The 17,537-nt window shown below is 57.7% G+C and carries 14 protein-coding genes and 1 pseudogene; 9 read left to right on the top strand and 6 right to left on the bottom strand.

Going from position 1 to position 17,537, the window contains the following annotated elements; translation table 11 throughout:
* Positions 1-22 precede the first annotated feature (22 nt).
* The 6 genes and pseudogenes from CKV94_RS05485 to ffh all read right to left on the bottom strand — a co-directional run bounded on the left by CKV94_RS05485 (position 23) and on the right by ffh (position 4,718).
* Positions 23-316 (bottom strand): H-NS histone family protein, encoded by a 294-nt coding sequence (locus CKV94_RS05485; RefSeq protein ID WP_003824636.1) that lies wholly within the window; start codon positions 314-316, stop codon positions 23-25.
* A gap of 134 nt (positions 317-450) precedes the next feature.
* Positions 451-765 carry a Grx4 family monothiol glutaredoxin gene (grxD, locus tag CKV94_RS05490; protein ID WP_003824637.1) on the bottom strand — a complete coding sequence of 105 codons (315 nt, stop codon included), beginning with the start codon at positions 763-765 and terminating at the stop codon, positions 451-453.
* A gap of 129 nt (positions 766-894) precedes the next feature.
* The gene (locus CKV94_RS05495; protein WP_003824638.1) at positions 895-2,157 is read right to left on the bottom strand and encodes an RsmB/NOP family class I SAM-dependent RNA methyltransferase; all 1,263 of its coding nucleotides are present in this window, start codon (positions 2,155-2,157) and stop codon (positions 895-897) included.
* Positions 2,158-2,212: 55 nt separating this feature from the next.
* A pseudogene (locus CKV94_RS11350) lies at positions 2,213-2,322 on the bottom strand (IS5/IS1182 family transposase); the annotation flags it as partial.
* Between the two features lie 66 nt (positions 2,323-2,388).
* Positions 2,389-3,087 (bottom strand): DUF3108 domain-containing protein, encoded by a 699-nt coding sequence (locus CKV94_RS05500; protein WP_003824640.1) that lies wholly within the window; start codon positions 3,085-3,087, stop codon positions 2,389-2,391.
* 269 nt (positions 3,088-3,356) lie between these two features.
* Positions 3,357-4,718: a signal recognition particle protein gene (gene ffh / locus CKV94_RS05505; protein ID WP_003824643.1), complete on the bottom strand. Its 1,362-nt coding sequence runs from the start codon at positions 4,716-4,718 to the stop codon at positions 3,357-3,359.
* A gap of 305 nt (positions 4,719-5,023) precedes the next feature.
* On the opposite strand from ffh, the gene CKV94_RS05510 reads away from it, so the two are divergent.
* From CKV94_RS05510 to CKV94_RS05550, 9 genes are all read left to right on the top strand, one after another.
* Positions 5,024-5,830: a cytochrome C assembly family protein gene (locus CKV94_RS05510; protein WP_003824644.1), complete on the top strand. Its 807-nt coding sequence runs from the start codon at positions 5,024-5,026 to the stop codon at positions 5,828-5,830.
* A gap of 181 nt (positions 5,831-6,011) precedes the next feature.
* Positions 6,012-6,527: a cupin domain-containing protein gene (locus CKV94_RS05515; RefSeq protein ID WP_003824645.1), complete on the top strand. Its 516-nt coding sequence runs from the start codon at positions 6,012-6,014 to the stop codon at positions 6,525-6,527.
* A 128-nt stretch (positions 6,528-6,655) separates the two neighbouring features.
* Positions 6,656-7,966, top strand: a complete 1,311-nt coding sequence (locus CKV94_RS05520) for a M16 family metallopeptidase (RefSeq protein WP_003824646.1) — start codon at positions 6,656-6,658, stop codon at positions 7,964-7,966.
* A 127-nt stretch (positions 7,967-8,093) separates the two neighbouring features.
* Positions 8,094-9,434, top strand: coding sequence for a M16 family metallopeptidase (locus CKV94_RS05525; protein WP_035580886.1), 1,341 nt, complete (start codon positions 8,094-8,096; stop codon positions 9,432-9,434).
* A gap of 210 nt (positions 9,435-9,644) precedes the next feature.
* On the top strand, positions 9,645-10,808 hold the full coding sequence (locus tag CKV94_RS05530) for an efflux RND transporter periplasmic adaptor subunit (RefSeq protein ID WP_003824650.1): 1,164 nt from the start codon (positions 9,645-9,647) through the stop codon (positions 10,806-10,808).
* A 122-nt stretch (positions 10,809-10,930) separates the two neighbouring features.
* Positions 10,931-12,868: a MacB family efflux pump subunit gene (locus CKV94_RS05535; RefSeq protein WP_035580889.1), complete on the top strand. Its 1,938-nt coding sequence runs from the start codon at positions 10,931-10,933 to the stop codon at positions 12,866-12,868.
* A gap of 199 nt (positions 12,869-13,067) precedes the next feature.
* A complete protein-coding gene (locus CKV94_RS05540) occupies positions 13,068-14,513 on the top strand; it encodes a TolC family protein (RefSeq protein WP_003824653.1) in 1,446 nt (481 codons plus the stop codon).
* Between the two features lie 618 nt (positions 14,514-15,131).
* The gene (locus tag CKV94_RS05545; RefSeq protein ID WP_003824654.1) at positions 15,132-17,222 is read left to right on the top strand and encodes a carbon starvation CstA family protein; all 2,091 of its coding nucleotides are present in this window, start codon (positions 15,132-15,134) and stop codon (positions 17,220-17,222) included.
* Positions 17,212-17,418, top strand: a complete 207-nt coding sequence (locus CKV94_RS05550) for a YbdD/YjiX family protein (protein ID WP_003824655.1) — start codon at positions 17,212-17,214, stop codon at positions 17,416-17,418. The genes CKV94_RS05545 and CKV94_RS05550 overlap by 11 nt, the downstream gene beginning before the upstream one ends.
* Positions 17,419-17,537 lie beyond the last annotated feature (119 nt).

Genomic DNA, 17,537 nt, shown 5'->3' on the forward strand with positions numbered 1-17,537 from the left:
TCTATATTGTATGGGCAACTAGTTATACCAAGAATTTTTTGATGTCGATGCCTTTTTCTTGGGCTTCTACAATCCATTTCGGCCGTTTGCCCACGCCGCCCCAAGTTGCGCCGGTTTTCGGATTGCGGTATTGCGGGCGGCTTTGTTTTTCTTTCAGACCTGCTTCGATATCGGCAACGCTGATTTCAAAGTCTCGCATGATGGCCAGAATCTGATTGACCTTCTTCTTACGCTCGGAAGCCAAACGGCGCTGGATACGGTCTTCTAAGGATTTCTTCTGTTCCAAGAGTTGGTCTAAAGTTTCACGTGCTGCCATGATGTTTCCTTTGTGGAGGTTGTTAAAATTTATTTCTGGCCTGATTATAAGGGCATTTCGATTTATTACGCTACAAATAAATTGCCGGTTTGGCACGAATATGTGCCAAACCGGCTCAGTTTCTTTATTGAAAATCAGGCTTCAGCTTTCAGTAAATCTTGCAATTCGCCGGCTTCATACATTTCCATCAGAATATCTGATCCGCCCACAAATTCGCCGTTTACATACAGTTGCGGGATGGTGGGCCAGTTGGCGTATTCTTTGATGCCTTGGCGGATTTCAGGGTTTTCCAATACGTTTACCGTAACGAAATCATTGCAGCCGGCGGCCTGCAGGATTTGCACGGCGCGGGAAGAGAAACCGCATTGCGGGAATTGTTTGGTGCCTTTCATAAACAGCACAATGCGATTGCTGTTTACGAATTGTTTGATTTCTTCTTGGATGCTCATGGTGTTTCCTTTTATGGATTAAATATGGATAAAAATTCGGGTGCAAAACGGCGGCCATTATAGCGGATTACATTTGCTTTCGATACCGGAAGCGGCAGCGAAATGAATGTGCCATAGCCGATTTGCCGACTATGCCGGGCGCGTCCACACGGCGGCGAAGAAGCCGTCTGTGCGGTGTTCTGCGGTGGAGAGTTGCAGATAGGGGCTACCTGAAAATAATTCCGGGCAGTCGGGCAGCAGTTCGGCGGCGTTTGCCAGCTGCCAATCGGGGTGGGCGGCGCTGAAGCGTTCGGCCTGCTGTTCGTTTTCAGTTGCGAGCACGCTACAGGTGGCATACACCAAACGGCCGCCGGGGTGCACCAGGCGGGCGGCGGCTTCGAGGATGGCAGCCTGTTGTTTTGCCAATTCGGTGATGCGTTCGGGCGATTGGCGGTATTTCAAATCGGGGTTGCGGCGCAGGGTACCCAACCCGGAGCAGGGTGCGTCCACCAGCACGCGGTCGGCTTTGCCGATGAGGCGTTCGAGGCGCGGGTCGGTTTCGCTGCCGATGCGCTGGGGGCTGATGTTGGTGAGGCCGGCACGCACCATGCGAGGTTTGAGTTTGGCCAGGCGCTTTTCGGCCACATCGAAGGCGTAGAGGCGGCCGCTATTATTCATGGCGGCGCCCAGGGCGAGGGTTTTGCCGCCCGCGCCGGCGCAGAAATCGACGATGATTTCGCCGCGCCGCGCGCCGGTGAGGCGGGCGAGCAGCTGGCTGCCCTCGTCTTGCACTTCGATGGTGCCTTCTAAAAACAGCGGGTGGCACATGAGGGCGGATTTGTCGTACAGGCGGATGCCCCACGGCGAATACGGCGTGGCTTCGCAGCGGATGCCTTCGCTTTGCAGCTGGGCAAGCACTTTGTCGCGCTTGGCTTGAAGGGTGTTCACGCGCAAATCGAGCGGGGCGGGGGTGGCGGTGCTGCGGCCGAAGGCGAGGATGTGTTCGTCGTTCCAGCCTTGGGCGCGCAGTTGGGCGATGAGCCACTCTGGCAGTTCGGCGGCGGTGTTCAACTGCCCGGCAAACTCGGTTTTTTTGGCTTTCAGGTAGCCTAGAAACTCAGTCTCTTCGGCATTGGTGCAATCGGCTAGGGCGGAAATGCTGATGCCGCGACCCAATACTAGGGCAGCCAGCGCGGCGCGGCGGGATTGGCGCACGGGCTCGGGCAGCACGCTTTGGATTTTCTGCAAATGGCGCAGGGCGGCAAACACGGTTTCGGCGATTTCGTGCCGGTCTTGGCGGCCGAGTTTTTTGTGGCTGCGGAAATAGGCGGAAACGAGGGCATCGGCGGGCTGCTCGAAGCTGAGCACTTGGCCGAGCAGGGTGGAGGTGTGGAGGAGTTGGGCAGGGGTCATTTGGGCGTAGTGGTTTCAGGTAGCCTGGGAAGGGGGAAGGCTACCTGAAAATGGGCAGATATAGTGAATTAAATTTAAACCAGTACAACGTTGGCTCGCCTTGCCGTACTACTTGTACTGTCTGCGGCTCGCCGCCTTGTCCTGATTTAAATTTAATCCACTATAAGAAACAGACAGGCTGCGGGGCGGCTTGTCTGTTTGGTTTGGATTTCAGGTAGCCTGTGTTGCTGCTTACTTGGGTGGCTGCAATGGTGTGCCGTCGATTTTGCCGCTACGCAGTTTGAGCTCGTAGGTTTTGCCGTCGTCGGTGTATTTGATGAGGGCGGGGATGTTGGCAAAATCGGGGGCGAAGGAATATTCGATGGTGTCGTCGCCGCGCTGTACACGGAAGCGGTTTACCGCAATGCTGGCGCCGTTGATGTTGTAGCGGGCGGAAGGCAGGCGGGTCATGCCGCGCACGGGGTAAACGCGTTTGCCGTTGGTAATGTGCAGGTTGGCAGGCAGTTGGCCATTATTGAGCGCAAGCTGCCAGGCCAGGGTGAAGAGGTCGAAAGTGGGGCCGGCAAGCGGCTGGCTTTCGGTGTGGCCGGCTTTGCCGTAGGTGATGGTTTTGGCACCGTAGTCGAAAGTGGCGCCGGCATAGGCGCGGCCTTTGCGGGTGTCGCTGTAGCGGGCGGGCTGCAGTCGGTTGCCGCTGATGCTGCCGCTGGAGGAAAAGCGCATTTTGTAGAGAGGCACGTTGATGTCGGCGTTTACGTTGTAGCGGCCGCCGTTTTGGTTGAAGGTCATCACAGCGGGCACGCCATAGGGACCGATGTAGTGCAGCTCGGCGTTTTTGGGAAAGGCGGTTTCGGCAGCGGCAGTGGGCGCGGCCAGTGCGGCGGCGCACAGGGCGGCGGCAGTGCTGAGGCGGAGGGTGAGACTGGTCATTTGTGGTTCCTTTGCTGAAAAAGGGAAGGTGCGCTGCGAATCAGCGGCTTTGGGGCGGCATTATAGCCTTAAGTTTTATATTGGGGGCGTGCGGTTACATGGTTTGACGGGAATTTTTAGGTAGCCTCTGGCGGGAAAGAGGCTACCTGAAAGTATCGCAGGCGGGGTTACGGCTATATTTTTATTTAATCGACAAAGCTGTTCGGATACGGAAAAGGCTACCTGAAAAACCATTTTCAGGTAGCCTTCTGATATTTCATTCAGAGGGTTTAACGCCCGGGGAACATGCCTTTCATGCCTTGCGCCATGCGCATGAGTTTGCCCATGCCTTTGCCGCCGAACATTTTCATCATTTTTTGCGACTGTTCGAACTGCTTGAGCATTTTGTTCACTTCCTGCACGGTGGTACCGGCGCCGGCGGCGATGCGGCGTTTGCGGCTGGCTTTGAGCAGGGCCGGATTGGCACGCTCTTTCGGGGTCATGGAATTGATGATGGCTTCCACTTTGCTCATGGCTTTTTCCGCCGTGCCTTCGGGGATTTGTGCGGAAAGCTGCCCCATTTCGCCGGGCAGTTTGGACATGAGAGATTCGATGCCGCCCATATTGCGCATCTGCTGGATTTGGGCTTTAAAATCGTTCAGGTCGAAGCCTTTGCCTTTGTGCAGCTTTTTGGCCATGCGTTCGGCCACTTCCTGATCGATGCCTTTTTGCACGTCTTCAATCAGGGAAAGCACGTCGCCCATGCCGAGAATGCGGCCGGCGATGCGGTCGGGGTGGAAGGGCTCGAGGCCGCCGATTTTTTCGCCGGTGCCGATGAATTTAATCGGTTTGCCGGTAACGTGGCGCACGGAAAGTGCCGCGCCGCCGCGCGCGTCGCCGTCCATTTTGGTGAGGATAACGCCGGTGAGCGGTAGGGCCTCGTTGAAGGCCTGGGCGGTGTTTACAGCATCTTGGCCGAGCATGGCATCCACCACAAACAGGGTTTCCACCGGATTCACGGCTTCATGCAGTGCCTTGATTTCGGCCATCATGACTTCGTCCACCGCCAATCGGCCGGCGGTATCGACCATCAGCACGTCGTAGAAATGCTTTTTGGCGTAATCAAGCGCGGCCTGGGCGATGGCCACGGGCTGCTGGGAAACATCGGAGGGGAAGAAATCTGCGCCCACTTGCTCGGCCAATAGGCGCAGCTGCTCGATGGCGGCGGGGCGGTATACGTCGGCTGACACCAGCAGCACTTTCTTGCGCTGCTCTTCTTTGAGCAGTCGGGCGAGCTTGCCGGCGGTGGTGGTTTTACCCGCGCCCTGCAGGCCGGTCATCAGCACCACGGCAGGCGGCACGGCGGCCAGATTGAGGCTGCTGTTTTGCGTGCCCATCAGCTCGGTGAGCGCTTGGTTGACCACGCCGATAAAGGCCTGGCCGGGCGTGAGGCTGCCGATTACTTCGTGGCCAACGGCACGCTCTTTCACGCTGGCCATAAAGTCTTTCACCACCGGCAGCGCCACGTCAGCTTCCAACAGCGCCATGCGCACTTCGCGCAGGGCTTCTTTGATGTTGTCTTCGGAGAGTCGCGCCTGGCCGCGCATTTTTTTGGCCCACTGGCTGAGGCGGCCGGATAGGTTGTCTAACATAGCTTTCCTTAAAATGCTGGGAAACCGCCAATATGCTGTATTGGCTCATTTTATTGCCGGCGGTTTCGCCCAGCCGATAAATGGGTTTGATTCGGGATCAGATAGCAGATTGGTTAACTTTGCCGAAGCAGGGCTTAGTTTGGCAGAAACTTCGCTGCGCGGCGTTTTAATTGCGCTGAAGCTTTGCTTTCAGGTAGTCCCTAGCAGGCGGCAAAGTTTGCTAAAATCGCGGCATTTTACACTATTACGCGCAGCCTTTGCGGCTTTCCTGATGGAAAAGCGGGCGCGCAACACACGGAAAAAGCATGGCTGTATTGTTTGTTTTGCTCGGGCTGCTCTATGGCGGCCTGGGCGTGTTTGCCTGGTGGTTCGGGCGGCAAAATGCCCGGCGGCCATATCCGCTCAAGGGCGAGCTGCTGTTGCTGGCGGCGCTGCTGCCCGCGCACGCGGCGGCGGTGTGGCAGCCGCTGCTGCTCAGCCGTTTCCCCAACGGCATCGGCTATGCCCTGTGCCTGATTACCTGGCTGATGCTGCTGTTGTATTGGTGCGGCAGTTTCTTTTATCCGCTGAAGGGCTTGCAGCTGCTGCTTTATCCCTTTGCCGCGCTTTCCATGCTGGCTGCCGCGCAGTGGCCGGCACCGGGCGCTGATTATGCAGTGGACAATATGCCTTTCGCGCTACACGTGGGCGCATCGGTGTTGTCGTATAGCTTGTTTGGCATTGCCGCGCTGTTGGCGTTATTGGTGTTGCTGCTAAACCGCTGCCTGCGCAATCACCGCATTTCGCCGCTGATATCGTTTCTGCCGCCGCTGTTGAGTTTGGAAAAGCTGATGTTTCAAAGCATGTTGGCGGGTTTTGTGCTGCTGAGCATTTCCGTGGGTGGTGCCTTGCTGTTTCCGCTGGAGATTTTCGGCAAGCCGCTCGCGCTCACGCACAAAAGCGTGTTCGGCGTGCTTTCGTGGCTGGTGTATGCCGGCATCCTGCTGCTGCACCGCACCCGCCGCTGGCGCGGCCGCACGGCGGCGCTGTGGTGTGTGGCAGGCTTTGTGTGCCTGATGCTGGCCTATGTGGGTAGCAAGTTTGTGTTGCAGGTGTTGCTGCATCGGGTATGAATACGTTGGGATGAATGGCAAAGGCTACCTGAAAGTTTTCAGGTAGCCTTAAACATCATATTTGGCATACATCAAATAAGCGGCAGATAAGCCTGCCTGCAGGTTTGACTGTTGCCCCGTTGCTGTTATTCTGCGCCCGATTCTTTTGTTTCCCCTTGATTTCAACCACAGGAGATACCCGATGAAAAAAGTGATTCTATCCGTTGCCACTGCTGCTTTGCTGGCGAGCGCCGGCGCTTGGGCGCATGGTACGCCGGCGGCGAATGAGCCGAGTAAAACGCCGGTAGACCGCAGCATTCAGGTGTATAAAGCAGCCGACTTCCAGCAGTGGGACCGTGAAAAAGCCGCCGGCGGCGAGGGCAAGCTGCTGGGGCGTTTCGCCTACACCCGCCACCAAACCGGCGAGCAGGATGCGATCCGCGAAATCGGCTGGCTCACGCTGCCGCCGGGTGCGTCTATCGGCCTGCACGGGCACACCATCAATGAAGACGTATACCTGATTGTGGAAGGCCGCGGCATATTTGTGGGCTCAGACGGCAAGGAAGTACCGGTGTCTGCCGGAGACGTGACCATCGCCCGCCCCGGCCAGTCGCACTCGCTGAAAAACACCGGTCGCCGGCCGCTGCGCTTCATCAACTTTATCGGCCAGCTGCAGAGCACTGCACACGCTGCTCCTGCTGCCCCGGCCGCGCGGTAATCTGGCGCAATCACGGCAGAGGCTACCTGAAAGTTTCAGGTAGCCTTTATCTTTATTCAGACCGCCCCAAGTGCCCTTTGCCGAAAATTTCGGTATCATGCAGCCTCTTCCCGTTTTTAGGAAAACTTATGTTCCGTTCATTGCTTGTGGCCGCCGTATTGGCGGCTTCTGTGGTGCCGGCGGCGGCAGAAACCCAGTCGCGCGTGCTGGCCAATGGTATGAAAGTAATTGTGCGCGAAGACCACCGTGCGCCGGTGGCGGTTACGCAGTTGTGGTTTAAGGTGGGCAGTGCCGACGAGCACGCAGGCAAAACCGGCCTGAGCCACGCCTTGGAGCACATGATGTTTAAAGGTACGCCCACCGTGCCTGCAGGCGAATTCAGCCGACGCATTTCCGCGCTGGGCGGCAGCGACAACGCCTTCACTTCGCGCAACGAAACCGTGTATCACCAAGAATTTGCCGTGGGCAGCCTGCCGCAGGTGCTGGAGCTGGAGGCCGACCGCATGGTGAACCTGAATTTCAGCGATGCCGATTTTGGAAACGAAATGAAGGTAATCCGCGAAGAGCGCCGCCTCACCACCGATAACGACCCCGACGGCAAAATGTGGGAGCAGATTAATCTGAATGCCTATGCCAAGCCGGAAAACCGTGCGCCGGTTATCGGCTATGAGACGGATTTGCACACGCTCAAGCCGGAAGATTTGCGCCAGTGGTACCGCGCCTGGTATGCGCCGCACAACGCCACGCTGGTGGTTGTGGGCGACGTGAAGGCGGGCGAAGTGCTGGATAACGCGGAAAAACTGTTCGGCAGCCTGCCCGACCACCCGCTGCCCGCGCGCAACGATTTAACCGAGCCGCCGCAAACGGCCAACCGCTCCGCCCGCTCTACCGCGCCGGTAAGCTCGCCGGTGGTGGGTTTGGCTATTCAGGTGCCCGCCCTGCGCAAAGTGGACGACAAGCTGCCCTATGCGCTGAATATGCTGGCCGACGTGCTCGACGGCAGCATGTCTGCCCGCATCGAGCGCAATCTGGTGCGCGGCCGCAAGGTCGCCGTGGAAGCCTCGATGGGCTACGATATGCTCACCCGCTCGCCAGATGTGCTGCTGTTTAGCGGCACGCCCGCGCCGAATGTGAAGCCCGAGCAGCTCACGGCAGCGTTTTTGAACGAAGTACGCCAGATTGCCGAGCACGGCGTGAGCGAAGAGGAATTGGCGCGTGTGCGCAACCGCAGCCTGGCCGCGCGCGAGTTTGGCAAAGATTCGATGGAAACCCAAGCCACCAACATCGGCTCGCTGGAGTCGGCCGGCTTCTCTTACACGGATGAAGACGAAATTCTCCGCCGCCGCTTGGCCGTGAGCGCCGAAGAAGTGCGCGAGGCCGCCCGCTGGCTCCTGGCGCAGAAACACACCACTGTGGTGCTGTATCCCGAGTCCAAATAAGCGGCAAAGGCTACCTGAAACATGGAGGAATATGTTTCAGATAGCCTTCCGGTTCCCATTTAAGGCTACCTGAAAGCACCCGCTTCAGCGCAGCCCAAACCGTATCCCAATTTAGGAGTGAATCCCCATGAAACCCCTGTTCCGCACCTTGCTGCTGGCCTGCCTGCTGCCCGCCGCCGCGCTGGCCGAGAATATTCCGATTCAGCGCTGGCAAACCGCCGAGGGCACCAAAGTGCTGCTGGTGGAGCGGCATGAAAACCCAATTGTCGATATCGACGTAGCCTTCGATGCCGGCAGCAGCCGCGACAGCGCCAACAAAATCGGCGTGGCCGATTTCGCCGCCGGCCTGGCCGATACCGGCACCAAAAGCCTGGGCGAAGAAGCCCTGCTCCAGCGCGTGGGCGATTTGGCCGTGAGCCTTTCCAGCTACAACACCACCGACACTTCCGGCGTGCGTCTGCGCAGCCTCTCCAAGCCGGATATCCTCAACCCTGCCCTCGGCCTGATGCGCGATGTGTTGGTTGAGCCCCGCTTCGATCCGGCCGTGCTCAAACGCGAGCAAGACCGTGCGGTGGAAACCCTCAAGCAAAACCGCACCCAGCCCGATTTCCTCGCCTCTGTAGCCAACACCCGGCAGGTGTATCCCGCCCATCCCTACGGCTATCCGGCCCGCACCAGCGAGCAAACCATCCGCCGCATCACCCCAGCCGACCTGCACCGCTTCCACCAGCAATATTTCACCCGCCGCAATGCCGTGGTGGCGATTGTGGGCGATGTCAGCCGCAGCCAGGCCGAAGCAATCGTGAGCAAACTCACTGGCGACTTGCCCACCGGCCAAGTCTTGCCGCCCCTGCCCGAAGCCACCCATGGCACGGTGCAAACCCAAACCCTGCCTCATAGCGGCACCCAGGCGCACATCGTATTGGGCATGCCCATCATCACGCCAAATGACCCCGACTACTATGCCTTGGCCGTGGGCAACTACATTCTCGGCGGCGGCAGTTTCGACAGCCGGCTGATGAAAGTATTGCGCGACCAACACGGCTACACCTACGGCGCCTCTTCTCGCCTCACCCCCCTGCGCGCCCAAGGCCCGCTCACCATCTCCTTCGCCACCGAGAAATCCCGTGCCGCCGCTGCCCTGGCCGACACGCAGAAAGTGTTGCAGGAGTTCGCCGCCAACGGCCCCACCGAAGCCGAACTGGCGCAGGCCAAGGCCAGCCTCGTGGGCAGCTTCCCCCTGCGCTTCGACACCAACGCCGAACTGTTGGGCTACCTGAAACTCATCGGCCTCTACAACCTGCCCGACGACTACCTCAGCCGCTACCCGGCAGCCGTTTCCCGTTTAAGCGCCGAAGAAGTGAAAGCCGCCTGGCAGCGCCGCGTAACCGGCCTGCACACCACCGTGGTCGGCATGCCTCAATCCGGCAAACCCGCCGTCCGCCGCAGCAACGGCAGAAGGCGTTAGGCACAATCCGCTTGCTTGAACCAAGCGTGATCAAACAAAAGGCTACCTGAAACTTTCAGGTAGCCTTTTCTGCAACCCCTAATTTCCGTAAAGCCCTGCCAACAAAGCCTCGGCGGGGTAAGGATAGGTTAATCAGATAGCGCAGGCGGCAGCAGTTTTCTAGAATAGCCATATTTCTTAATAGCTGCCGGAAAGGGCAGGCGGAACAAGATGAAAAAACCGTTGAAATGGACATTGTGGGCAGTGGCGGCGCTGGCCGTGGGCGCGGCGGGTTATGCCTTTTTGAAGCCGAGCAAGCCGCAAACCACCTATCTCACCGAAGAAGTGAAGCGTGCCGATGTGCGCCAAACCGTATCCGCCACCGGCGAGATTTCCGCCGCGCAACTGGTGGACGTGGGCGCCCAGGCTTCCGGCCAAATCAAACACCTGTATGTGAAGCTCGGGCAGCACGTGGAAAAAGGCGACCTCATCGCCGAAATCGATTCCACCACCCAGCTCAACGCACTGAACACGAATAAGGCCAAGCTGGAAACTTATCAGGCGCAGCTCGTGTCTGCCCGCGTGGCGCTGCAAAACGCCGAACGAAAATACCGCCGCGAGCAGGCCTTGTGGGCGGAAAACGCCACCTCCAAAGAAGAGCTGGAAAGCGCACAGGGCTCGTATGCCGCCGCCAAGGCGCAGGTGGGCGAGCTGCAATCTTCTATTCGCCAAACCCGTATCGCCATCAATACGGCTGAAGCCGACTTGGGCTACACCCGCATCACTGCGCCGATTTCCGGCACGATGGTTTCGGTGAAAGTGGAAGAAGGGCAAACCGTGAACGCGGTGCAAACCACGCCCGCCATCGGCCAAGTGGCCGATTTGAGCCATATGCTGAACAAGATGCAGATTGCCGAGGGCGACGTAACCCGCGTGAAAGCCGGCCAAACCCTGCTGTTCACCACCTTGGCCGACCCCGACAGCGAACGGGAAGCCAAGCTGGATAGTGTCGACCCGGGCTTAACCACCCTGTCACAAGGCAGCTACACCACCAGCACCGACACCACCAGCACCGCCATCTATTACTACGCCCGCTCGCTCGTGCCGAACGAAGACGGCAAGCTCGCCATCGGCATGACCACGCAAAACAATATCGTGATCGGTGAGGCCAAAAACGTGCTCACCGTTCCCGCCACTGCGGTGAAGCAGCGCGGCCGCGAACGCTATGTGCGCGTGCTGAAAGCCGACAACCAAGTGGAAGAGCGTACGATTACCGTGGGCATCAGCGACGGCACGCGCACCGAAGTGAAATCGGGCGTGAAAGAGGGCGAGAAAGTGATTGTGTCGGAGAGCGACGGCACGGTGAAAGAGTGGCAGGGCGGCCCGCCAGTATAAGCTGGCTCCCACTTTGCGATATCAGGCTACCTGAAAACCCAAAGGCTACCTGAAACCTCTGCTTTAAAGCCTGCTTCTATTGTTTCAGGTAGCCTCCCCGCCGCAACGAAAGCCGTATGCATATGAACCTAATCGAATGCCGCAACATCAACCGCTATTTCGGCGAAGACGCCAACCGCGTCCACGTTTTGAAAGACATCAGCCTCACCATCCAAAAAGGCGATTTCATTGCCATCATCGGCCAATCCGGCTCCGGAAAATCCACGTTGATGAATATCATTGGCTGCCTCGATAGCGCCACTTCCGGCTCGTATCAAATCGACGGCGTGGAAACTTCGCAGATGAGCGGCGACGAGCTGGCCGCGTTGCGCCGGCGCAAATTCGGTTTTATTTTTCAGCGCTACAACCTATTGGGCGCATTAAGCGCGCGCGAAAATGTTGCGCTGCCCGCCGTGTATGCCGGCATGGATCAAAAAGAGCGGAATGAACGCGCAACTCAGCTTCTGGCCGACTTGGGCTTGGAAGGCAAGGAAGACAACCGCCCCAACCAGCTCTCCGGCGGCCAGCAGCAGCGCGTGTCTATTGCCCGCGCCCTGATGAACGGCGGCGAAATCATCTTGGCCGACGAGCCCACCGGCGCACTCGACTCCGGCAGCGGCGAGATGGTGATGGAAATCATCCGCGGGCTGCACGCCAAAGGCCACACCATTATTTTGGTAACCCACGACCAGAAAATCGCCGCCTTTGCCAACCGTGTGATTGAAATCAAAGACGGCGAAATCATCGCCGATACCAGCAAAAACGCCGAAATCCCGCCCAGCAGCGTGGAAAGCCGCGCCGAAAAGGCATCTTGGCTGTTTTATAAAGACCAGTTTGTGGAAGCCTTCAAAATGTCGGTGCAGGCCATCATGTCGCACAAAATGCGCTCCCTGCTCACCATGCTCGGCATTATTATCGGCATTGCGTCGGTGGTATCCGTGGTGGCGCTGGGGCGCGGCACGCAGGAGAAAATCCTCTCCGACATTAGCTCCATCGGCACCAACACCATCGGCGTGTATCCCGGCAAAAGCTTCGGCGACCGCCACCGGGGCCGCATCCGCACGCTCACCATTGCCGATGCCGAAGCCATCGGCAAACAAAGCTATGTGGATAGCGTGACCCCGATGACCACTTCCAGCGCCACCGTTACCTACCGCAACACCAACGTTACCGCCCAGCTCTACGGCGCGGGCGAGCAGTATTTCAATGTGCGCGGCATCAAGCTTGACCAAGGCCGGCTGTTTAACCAAGACGACGTAGACACTGCCGCGCAAGTGGTGGTTATCGATCCGAACACCCGCAAACAGTTGTTCCCAGAAGGTACCAACCCCATCGGCCAAACCATTCTGTTTGGCAAACGCCCGCTGCGCGTGATCGGCATCAGTGCGGAAGACCAAAACGGCTGGGGCGGCGGCGACAGCCTGCAAATGTGGGCGCCCTACACCACGGTGATGAACCGTATTTCAGGCGAGCGCTACATCAGCGCGGTAACTGTGAAAATCCGCGACGACGTGAGCACCTCCGTAGCCGAGCAGGGCATTAAAGAGCTGCTACTGGCGCGGCACGGCCAGGAAGATTTCTTCACCAGCAACAGCGACAGCATCAAGCAAACCATCGAAAAAACCACCGGCGCGATGACCCTGCTGATTTCCTGTATTGCCCTGATTTCACTGGTGGTGGGCGGCATTGGCGTAATGAATATCATGCTGGTGTCGGTAACCGAGCGCACCAAGGAAATCGGCGTGCGCATGGCCATCGGTGCGCGGCAGGGCAATATTTTGCAGCAGTTTCTGATTGAAGCCGTGCTCATCTGCCTCATCGGCGGCGCGGCCGGCATCCTGCTTTCCTACTTAATCGGCTTGGGCTTCAATGCGCTGACCAGCGAGTTTGCTATGTCGTTCTCCACCTGGTCGATTGTGAGCGCGGTGTGCTGCTCCACCTTCATCGGCGTACTGTTCGGCTTCATGCCCGCCAAAAACGCCTCCAAGCTCAACCCGATTGCCGCCCTGTCGCGCGATTAGCGGCGGGCTGCAAGCGTGAGCAGCCATCAAGCCAAAACCGCCCGATATTTTCAGGTAGCCTGCAAGGAGTAGGTAGAGGCTACCTGAAAACAGGGTAAACAGGATTGCAAGCTAAAGTGAACGATTTTTCAGGTAGCCTCCAACCGGTAATCCAGGCTACCTGAAACCCACCCGACACCCAACCAAGAAACGAGGGTTTATGAACCAAACAACCCACCCGCCCATCCGTGCTGCCGCGCTGGCGCTGCTTCTGCTCGCCGGCTGCACCATCGACCAAACCCCCAACACCCAAATCGGCCTCGCCCAAGCTCAGCGCGAAGGCAGCGTGCAAACCGCCACCGGCGAAAGCGGCCACTGCCCCGATCCCGCCGGCTGCGCCTACCAAACCGAAGGCAACTGGTGGCAAAGCTTCGGCGACAGCGGGCTCAACGCCCTGGTGGAGCAGGCCTTGGCCAACAATGTGGATTTGAAACAGGCCGCCGTTAGCGTGAACAAAGCCCTGTATCAGGCCAACATTCTCGGTGCCAATCTCGTGCCTGAATTCAACGCTTCGCTCGGCGCCAATGCCAACCGTAACCTCGATACCCGCCAAAACAGCCACAGCTACAGCAGCCAGCTCGGCTTAAGCTACGAGCTCGATTTATGGCGCAAACTCAACGCCACCGCCTCTGCCCAAGCGTGGGAGCAGCGAGCCACCGAGCAAGATTTGGCCGCCACCCGCCTCACCGTAATCAACAATGTGGTCGATGCCTATTTTCAGGTAGCCTATCTCAACGAAGCCATCAAGCTCACCGAAAAAACCATCGAGCAATACAAACAAATCCTACAAATCGCCCGCAGCAAATACCGCCACGGCCGCGTGGCCTCGATTGAGGTTACCCAGGCCGAGCAATCCTTGCTCGCCGCCGAAAACAGCCTGCTTTCCCTGCAACAGAGCCGCAGCAACACCGAAGCCACCCTGCGCAACCTGCTCAACCTGCGCCCCGGCCAGGCAATGGCCGTGCAGCCCGAATCCTTCCGACTGCCCGAAGGCGGCAAGCTCGATTTGAATGTGCCCATCTCCACCCTCGCCGCCCGCCCCGATCTCATCGCCGCCGACTACCGATTGCAGTCCGCCCTCAAAAGCCAGCAGGCGCAATACCGCAGCTGGTATCCCAGCATCACGCTGAACGCCGCGCTGAGTACCTCGTCCGAACACAGCAAAAACCTGTTCAACGTGCCGATATTGGGCGGCAGCGTCAGCCTCAACCTGCCCTTCCTCAACTGGCGCACCATGAACTGGAAAGACCGCAGCGCCGAAGCCGACTTTGAAAATGCCAAACTCGCCTTCGAAAAAGCCCTCACCACCGCGCTCAACGAAGTCGACACCAACTACCGCCAATACCGCGCCAGCCGCCAAACCCTGGAGAACCAGCGCCGCCGCCACCGGCTCGACGTTGAAAACAGCCGCTACTACCGCGTGCGCTACCAACACGGCCGCAACGAGCTCAAAGACTGGCTCTCCGCGCTGAATACCGAATATTCCGGCGCGCAAAGCCTGCTCGAAGCCCGCTACCAGACCCTGCGCTACGAAAGCATGGTGTATAAAGCCATGGCCGGCCGTTACCGGAAAGCTTCTGCCCCAACGGCGCAGCCAGCGCAGTAGTTTGGCGCCTGATTTATCTATGGAACAACCAAGCCGGGCGGGCATACAGCCGTCCGGTTTGGTTGTTTTCAGGTAGCCTTTGGTCATACCAGCAGCAAACAGCCAATGCAGCCATTACCTAGCGGGAGGCTACCTGAATCTTGATGGTTAGGTTGGTATTGCCGCTCTGACATTTTGCTCTGTCTGCTCCCCACATTTTCAGGTAGCCTTTTGCTGCTATCTTGGCGATTGCCAAGGCTCAAGAGGCTACCTGAAAAGCGTCAATACAGCTCAAGCCCGACAAACAAACTTTACCTTCGCCTGCCAAGTTTTTTGTAAAAACCAACAATGGTGTTATCCGATCGGTGATTTGTTGACCTAAATCAAATTATTCTTGATCCAGTATATTTTTGTACTGAATCTAGGCTTTTCCGTCTAAAACGTGGCAAAAACAGCCTCGTTCGCTTGAAAATTTAACGTAATTATTCCCACGAATATGTTAAGCTTATGCCGTTTGGTAGTTAAGACGTTTGTGTCTTTAGCATAGCGTTTGATTGCTGGATAGGGGGCTGCCGAAGGTGGGCAGTATGGCCTGGCCAAGCAGCCGTTTTATGTTTGTTGAATCGGAGTGTTGTTATCATGAACAAACTCAAAAGCTTCCTGATATGGGGCGTTGTGGTGTTGGCTGGCTTGGCCGCCTTTACCACTTTGGCTATCCATCGCGGTGAGCAGGTAAGTGCGGTGTGGATGGTGATTGCTGCCGTCTCCGTATATGCCATTGCCTACCGCTTTTATAGTCTCTACATTGCCAAAAACGTAATGCAGCTCGATCCCAACCGGCTCACGCCGGCCGAGCGCCATAACGATGGCTTGGACTATGTGCCGACGCACAAAGGCGTGCTGTTCGGCCACCATTTTGCCGCCATCGCTGGCGCCGGCCCGTTAGTAGGTCCGGTATTGGCCGCGCAGATGGGTTACCTGCCCGGCACGCTGTGGATTATCTTCGGCGTGGTGTTTGCCGGTGCGGTTCAGGACGCGATGGTGTTGTTCGTGTCCATGCGCCGTGACGGTAAATCCTTGGGCGACATCGTGAAACAAGAGCTGGGCACTGTAGCCGGCGTGATTGCCTCCATCGGTATTCTGATGATTATGGTGATCATCATGGCCGTGTTGGCGCTGATTGTGGTGAAAGCATTGATCCACAGCCCGTGGGGTACCTTCACCATCGCCACTACCATCCCGATCGCTCTGTTTATGGGTATCTACACCCGCTATATCCGTCCGGGCAAAATCGGCGAGATTTCCATCGTCGGCTTTATCCTGCTGGTGTTGGCGATTGTGTACGGTAAAAACGTGGCCGAAAGCTCCTTTGGGCATATCTTCGACCTGGAAGGTCTGTCTATCGCTTGGGCGGTGATGATCTACGGTTTCATCGCTTCCGTGCTGCCAGTGTGGCTGCTGCTCACCCCGCGTGACTACCTCTCCACCTTCCTGAAAATCGGTACCATCATTGCATTGGCTTTGGGCATTGTCATTGTTAGCCCGCCGCTGCAAATGCACGCCGTTACCCGCTTTATCGACGGTACCGGCCCGGTATTCTCAGGCCATCTCTTCCCCTTCCTGTTCATTACCATCGCTTGCGGTGCGGTATCCGGCTTCCATGCCCTGATTTCTTCAGGTACCACGCCGAAAATGGTGGAAAACGAAGAGCACGTACGCATGATCGGCTACGGCGGCATGATTATGGAAAGCTTTGTGGCCATTATGGCGCTGGCTGCCGCTTCTTCGCTTGATCCTGGTGTGTACTTCGCCATGAACAGCCCGGCTGCCCTGATCGGCACCGACGCTGCCAATGCCGCACACGTGATCACCACCCAGCTGGGCTTCCCGGTAAGCGAAGCTACCCTGCTGCACGTGGCCAAAGAAGTGGGCGAACACACCATTCTGTCTCGTGCAGGCGGTGCGCCGACTCTGGCCGTGGGTATGGCTCACATCATGAGCCAGCTGATCCCGGGCGAAAGCATGATGGCATTCTGGTATCACTTCGCGTTGCTGTTTGAAGCCCTGTTCATCCTCACTGCTGTGGACGCCGGTACCCGTGTGGCCCGCTTCATGATCCAGGACTTGGGCAGTATCTTCTACAAACCCTTCGGCAACACCGACAGCCTACCGGCTAACTTGATTGCCACCTTTATGGCCGTTGCACTGTGGGGTTACTTCCTCTACACCGGTGTAACCGACCCGCTGGGCGGCATCAACTCCCTGTGGCCGCTGTTTGGTATCGCCAACCAGATGCTTGCAGGTGTGGCTCTGATCCTGTGTACCGTGGTTCTGATTAAGATGAAACGCGACCGCTACATCTGGGTTACTTTGGTTCCGGCGCTCGGCGTATTGTTGGTAACTTGCTATGCCGGCTGGCAAAAAGTGTTCGATTCCAACCCGCGCGTAAGCTTTATGGCCCACGCTGCCAAATACAAAGAAGCCTTGGCTCGCGGTGAAATCTTGGCTCCGGCTAAAACCGCCGAAGAGATGAGCCGCATCGCCTTCAACGACTATGTAAACTCCGGCCTGACCGTGCTGTTCTTGGCTGTGGTGGTAGTTGTGGCTGTTTACGGCTTCCAGGTAGCCATGAAGGCTCGTAAGGTTGGCTGGCCGACCGCTCAGGAAATCCCGCCGGTATTCCGCAACGAAACCGCTGGTGCAAGCTCCGAGGCCGTGAATGAAGCATAAGCTGAAACAGCGTCTCCATCAGGCTTGGAAAACAGCCAAGCTGACTGCCAACCTGATGGTGGGCGTGCCGGATTACGCCAACTACGTGGCACGCCAACGGCGCTATAACCCCAACGCACCGGTAATGACCGAGCAGCAGTTTGCAGACTACTGCCGCAAACGCCGCTGCGGAGCCAACGGCGGCCGCTGCTGCTGATTCCGGCTTTAGCCAAACCAAACCGCTTGAAAAGGCATGCCCTTTCAAGCGGTTTTCTATATGCAGCGATTGACATGCTGAGCACAGAGACCATGCCTTGCTACTATTGGTTGCAATAT

The organism is Eikenella corrodens, assembly GCF_900187105.1.
Taxonomy (GTDB): Bacteria; Pseudomonadota; Gammaproteobacteria; order Burkholderiales; family Neisseriaceae; genus Eikenella; species Eikenella corrodens.

Bases quoted from the DNA above. Each gene is read 5' to 3' on its own strand.
- CKV94_RS05530 (WP_003824650.1), top strand. From the start codon at position 9,645: ATGAAAAAACCGTTGAAATGGACATTGTGGGCAGTGGCGGCGCTGGCC.
- CKV94_RS05525 (WP_035580886.1), top strand. From the start codon at position 8,094: ATGAAACCCCTGTTCCGCACCTTGCTGCTGGCCTGCCTGCTGCCCGCC.
- ffh (WP_003824643.1), bottom strand. From the start codon at position 4,718: ATGTTAGACAACCTATCCGGCCGCCTCAGCCAGTGGGCCAAAAAAATG.
- CKV94_RS05500 (WP_003824640.1), bottom strand. From the start codon at position 3,087: ATGACCAGTCTCACCCTCCGCCTCAGCACTGCCGCCGCCCTGTGCGCC.
- CKV94_RS05540 (WP_003824653.1), top strand. From the start codon at position 13,068: ATGAACCAAACAACCCACCCGCCCATCCGTGCTGCCGCGCTGGCGCTG.
- CKV94_RS05485 (WP_003824636.1), bottom strand. From the start codon at position 316: ATGGCAGCACGTGAAACTTTAGACCAACTCTTGGAACAGAAGAAATCC.
- CKV94_RS05550 (WP_003824655.1), top strand. From the start codon at position 17,212: ATGAAGCATAAGCTGAAACAGCGTCTCCATCAGGCTTGGAAAACAGCC.
- CKV94_RS05515 (WP_003824645.1), top strand. From the start codon at position 6,012: ATGAAAAAAGTGATTCTATCCGTTGCCACTGCTGCTTTGCTGGCGAGC.
- CKV94_RS05510 (WP_003824644.1), top strand. From the start codon at position 5,024: ATGGCTGTATTGTTTGTTTTGCTCGGGCTGCTCTATGGCGGCCTGGGC.
- CKV94_RS05520 (WP_003824646.1), top strand. From the start codon at position 6,656: ATGTTCCGTTCATTGCTTGTGGCCGCCGTATTGGCGGCTTCTGTGGTG.
- CKV94_RS05535 (WP_035580889.1), top strand. From the start codon at position 10,931: ATGAACCTAATCGAATGCCGCAACATCAACCGCTATTTCGGCGAAGAC.
- CKV94_RS05495 (WP_003824638.1), bottom strand. From the start codon at position 2,157: ATGACCCCTGCCCAACTCCTCCACACCTCCACCCTGCTCGGCCAAGTG.
- grxD (WP_003824637.1), bottom strand. From the start codon at position 765: ATGAGCATCCAAGAAGAAATCAAACAATTCGTAAACAGCAATCGCATT.
- CKV94_RS05545 (WP_003824654.1), top strand. From the start codon at position 15,132: ATGAACAAACTCAAAAGCTTCCTGATATGGGGCGTTGTGGTGTTGGCT.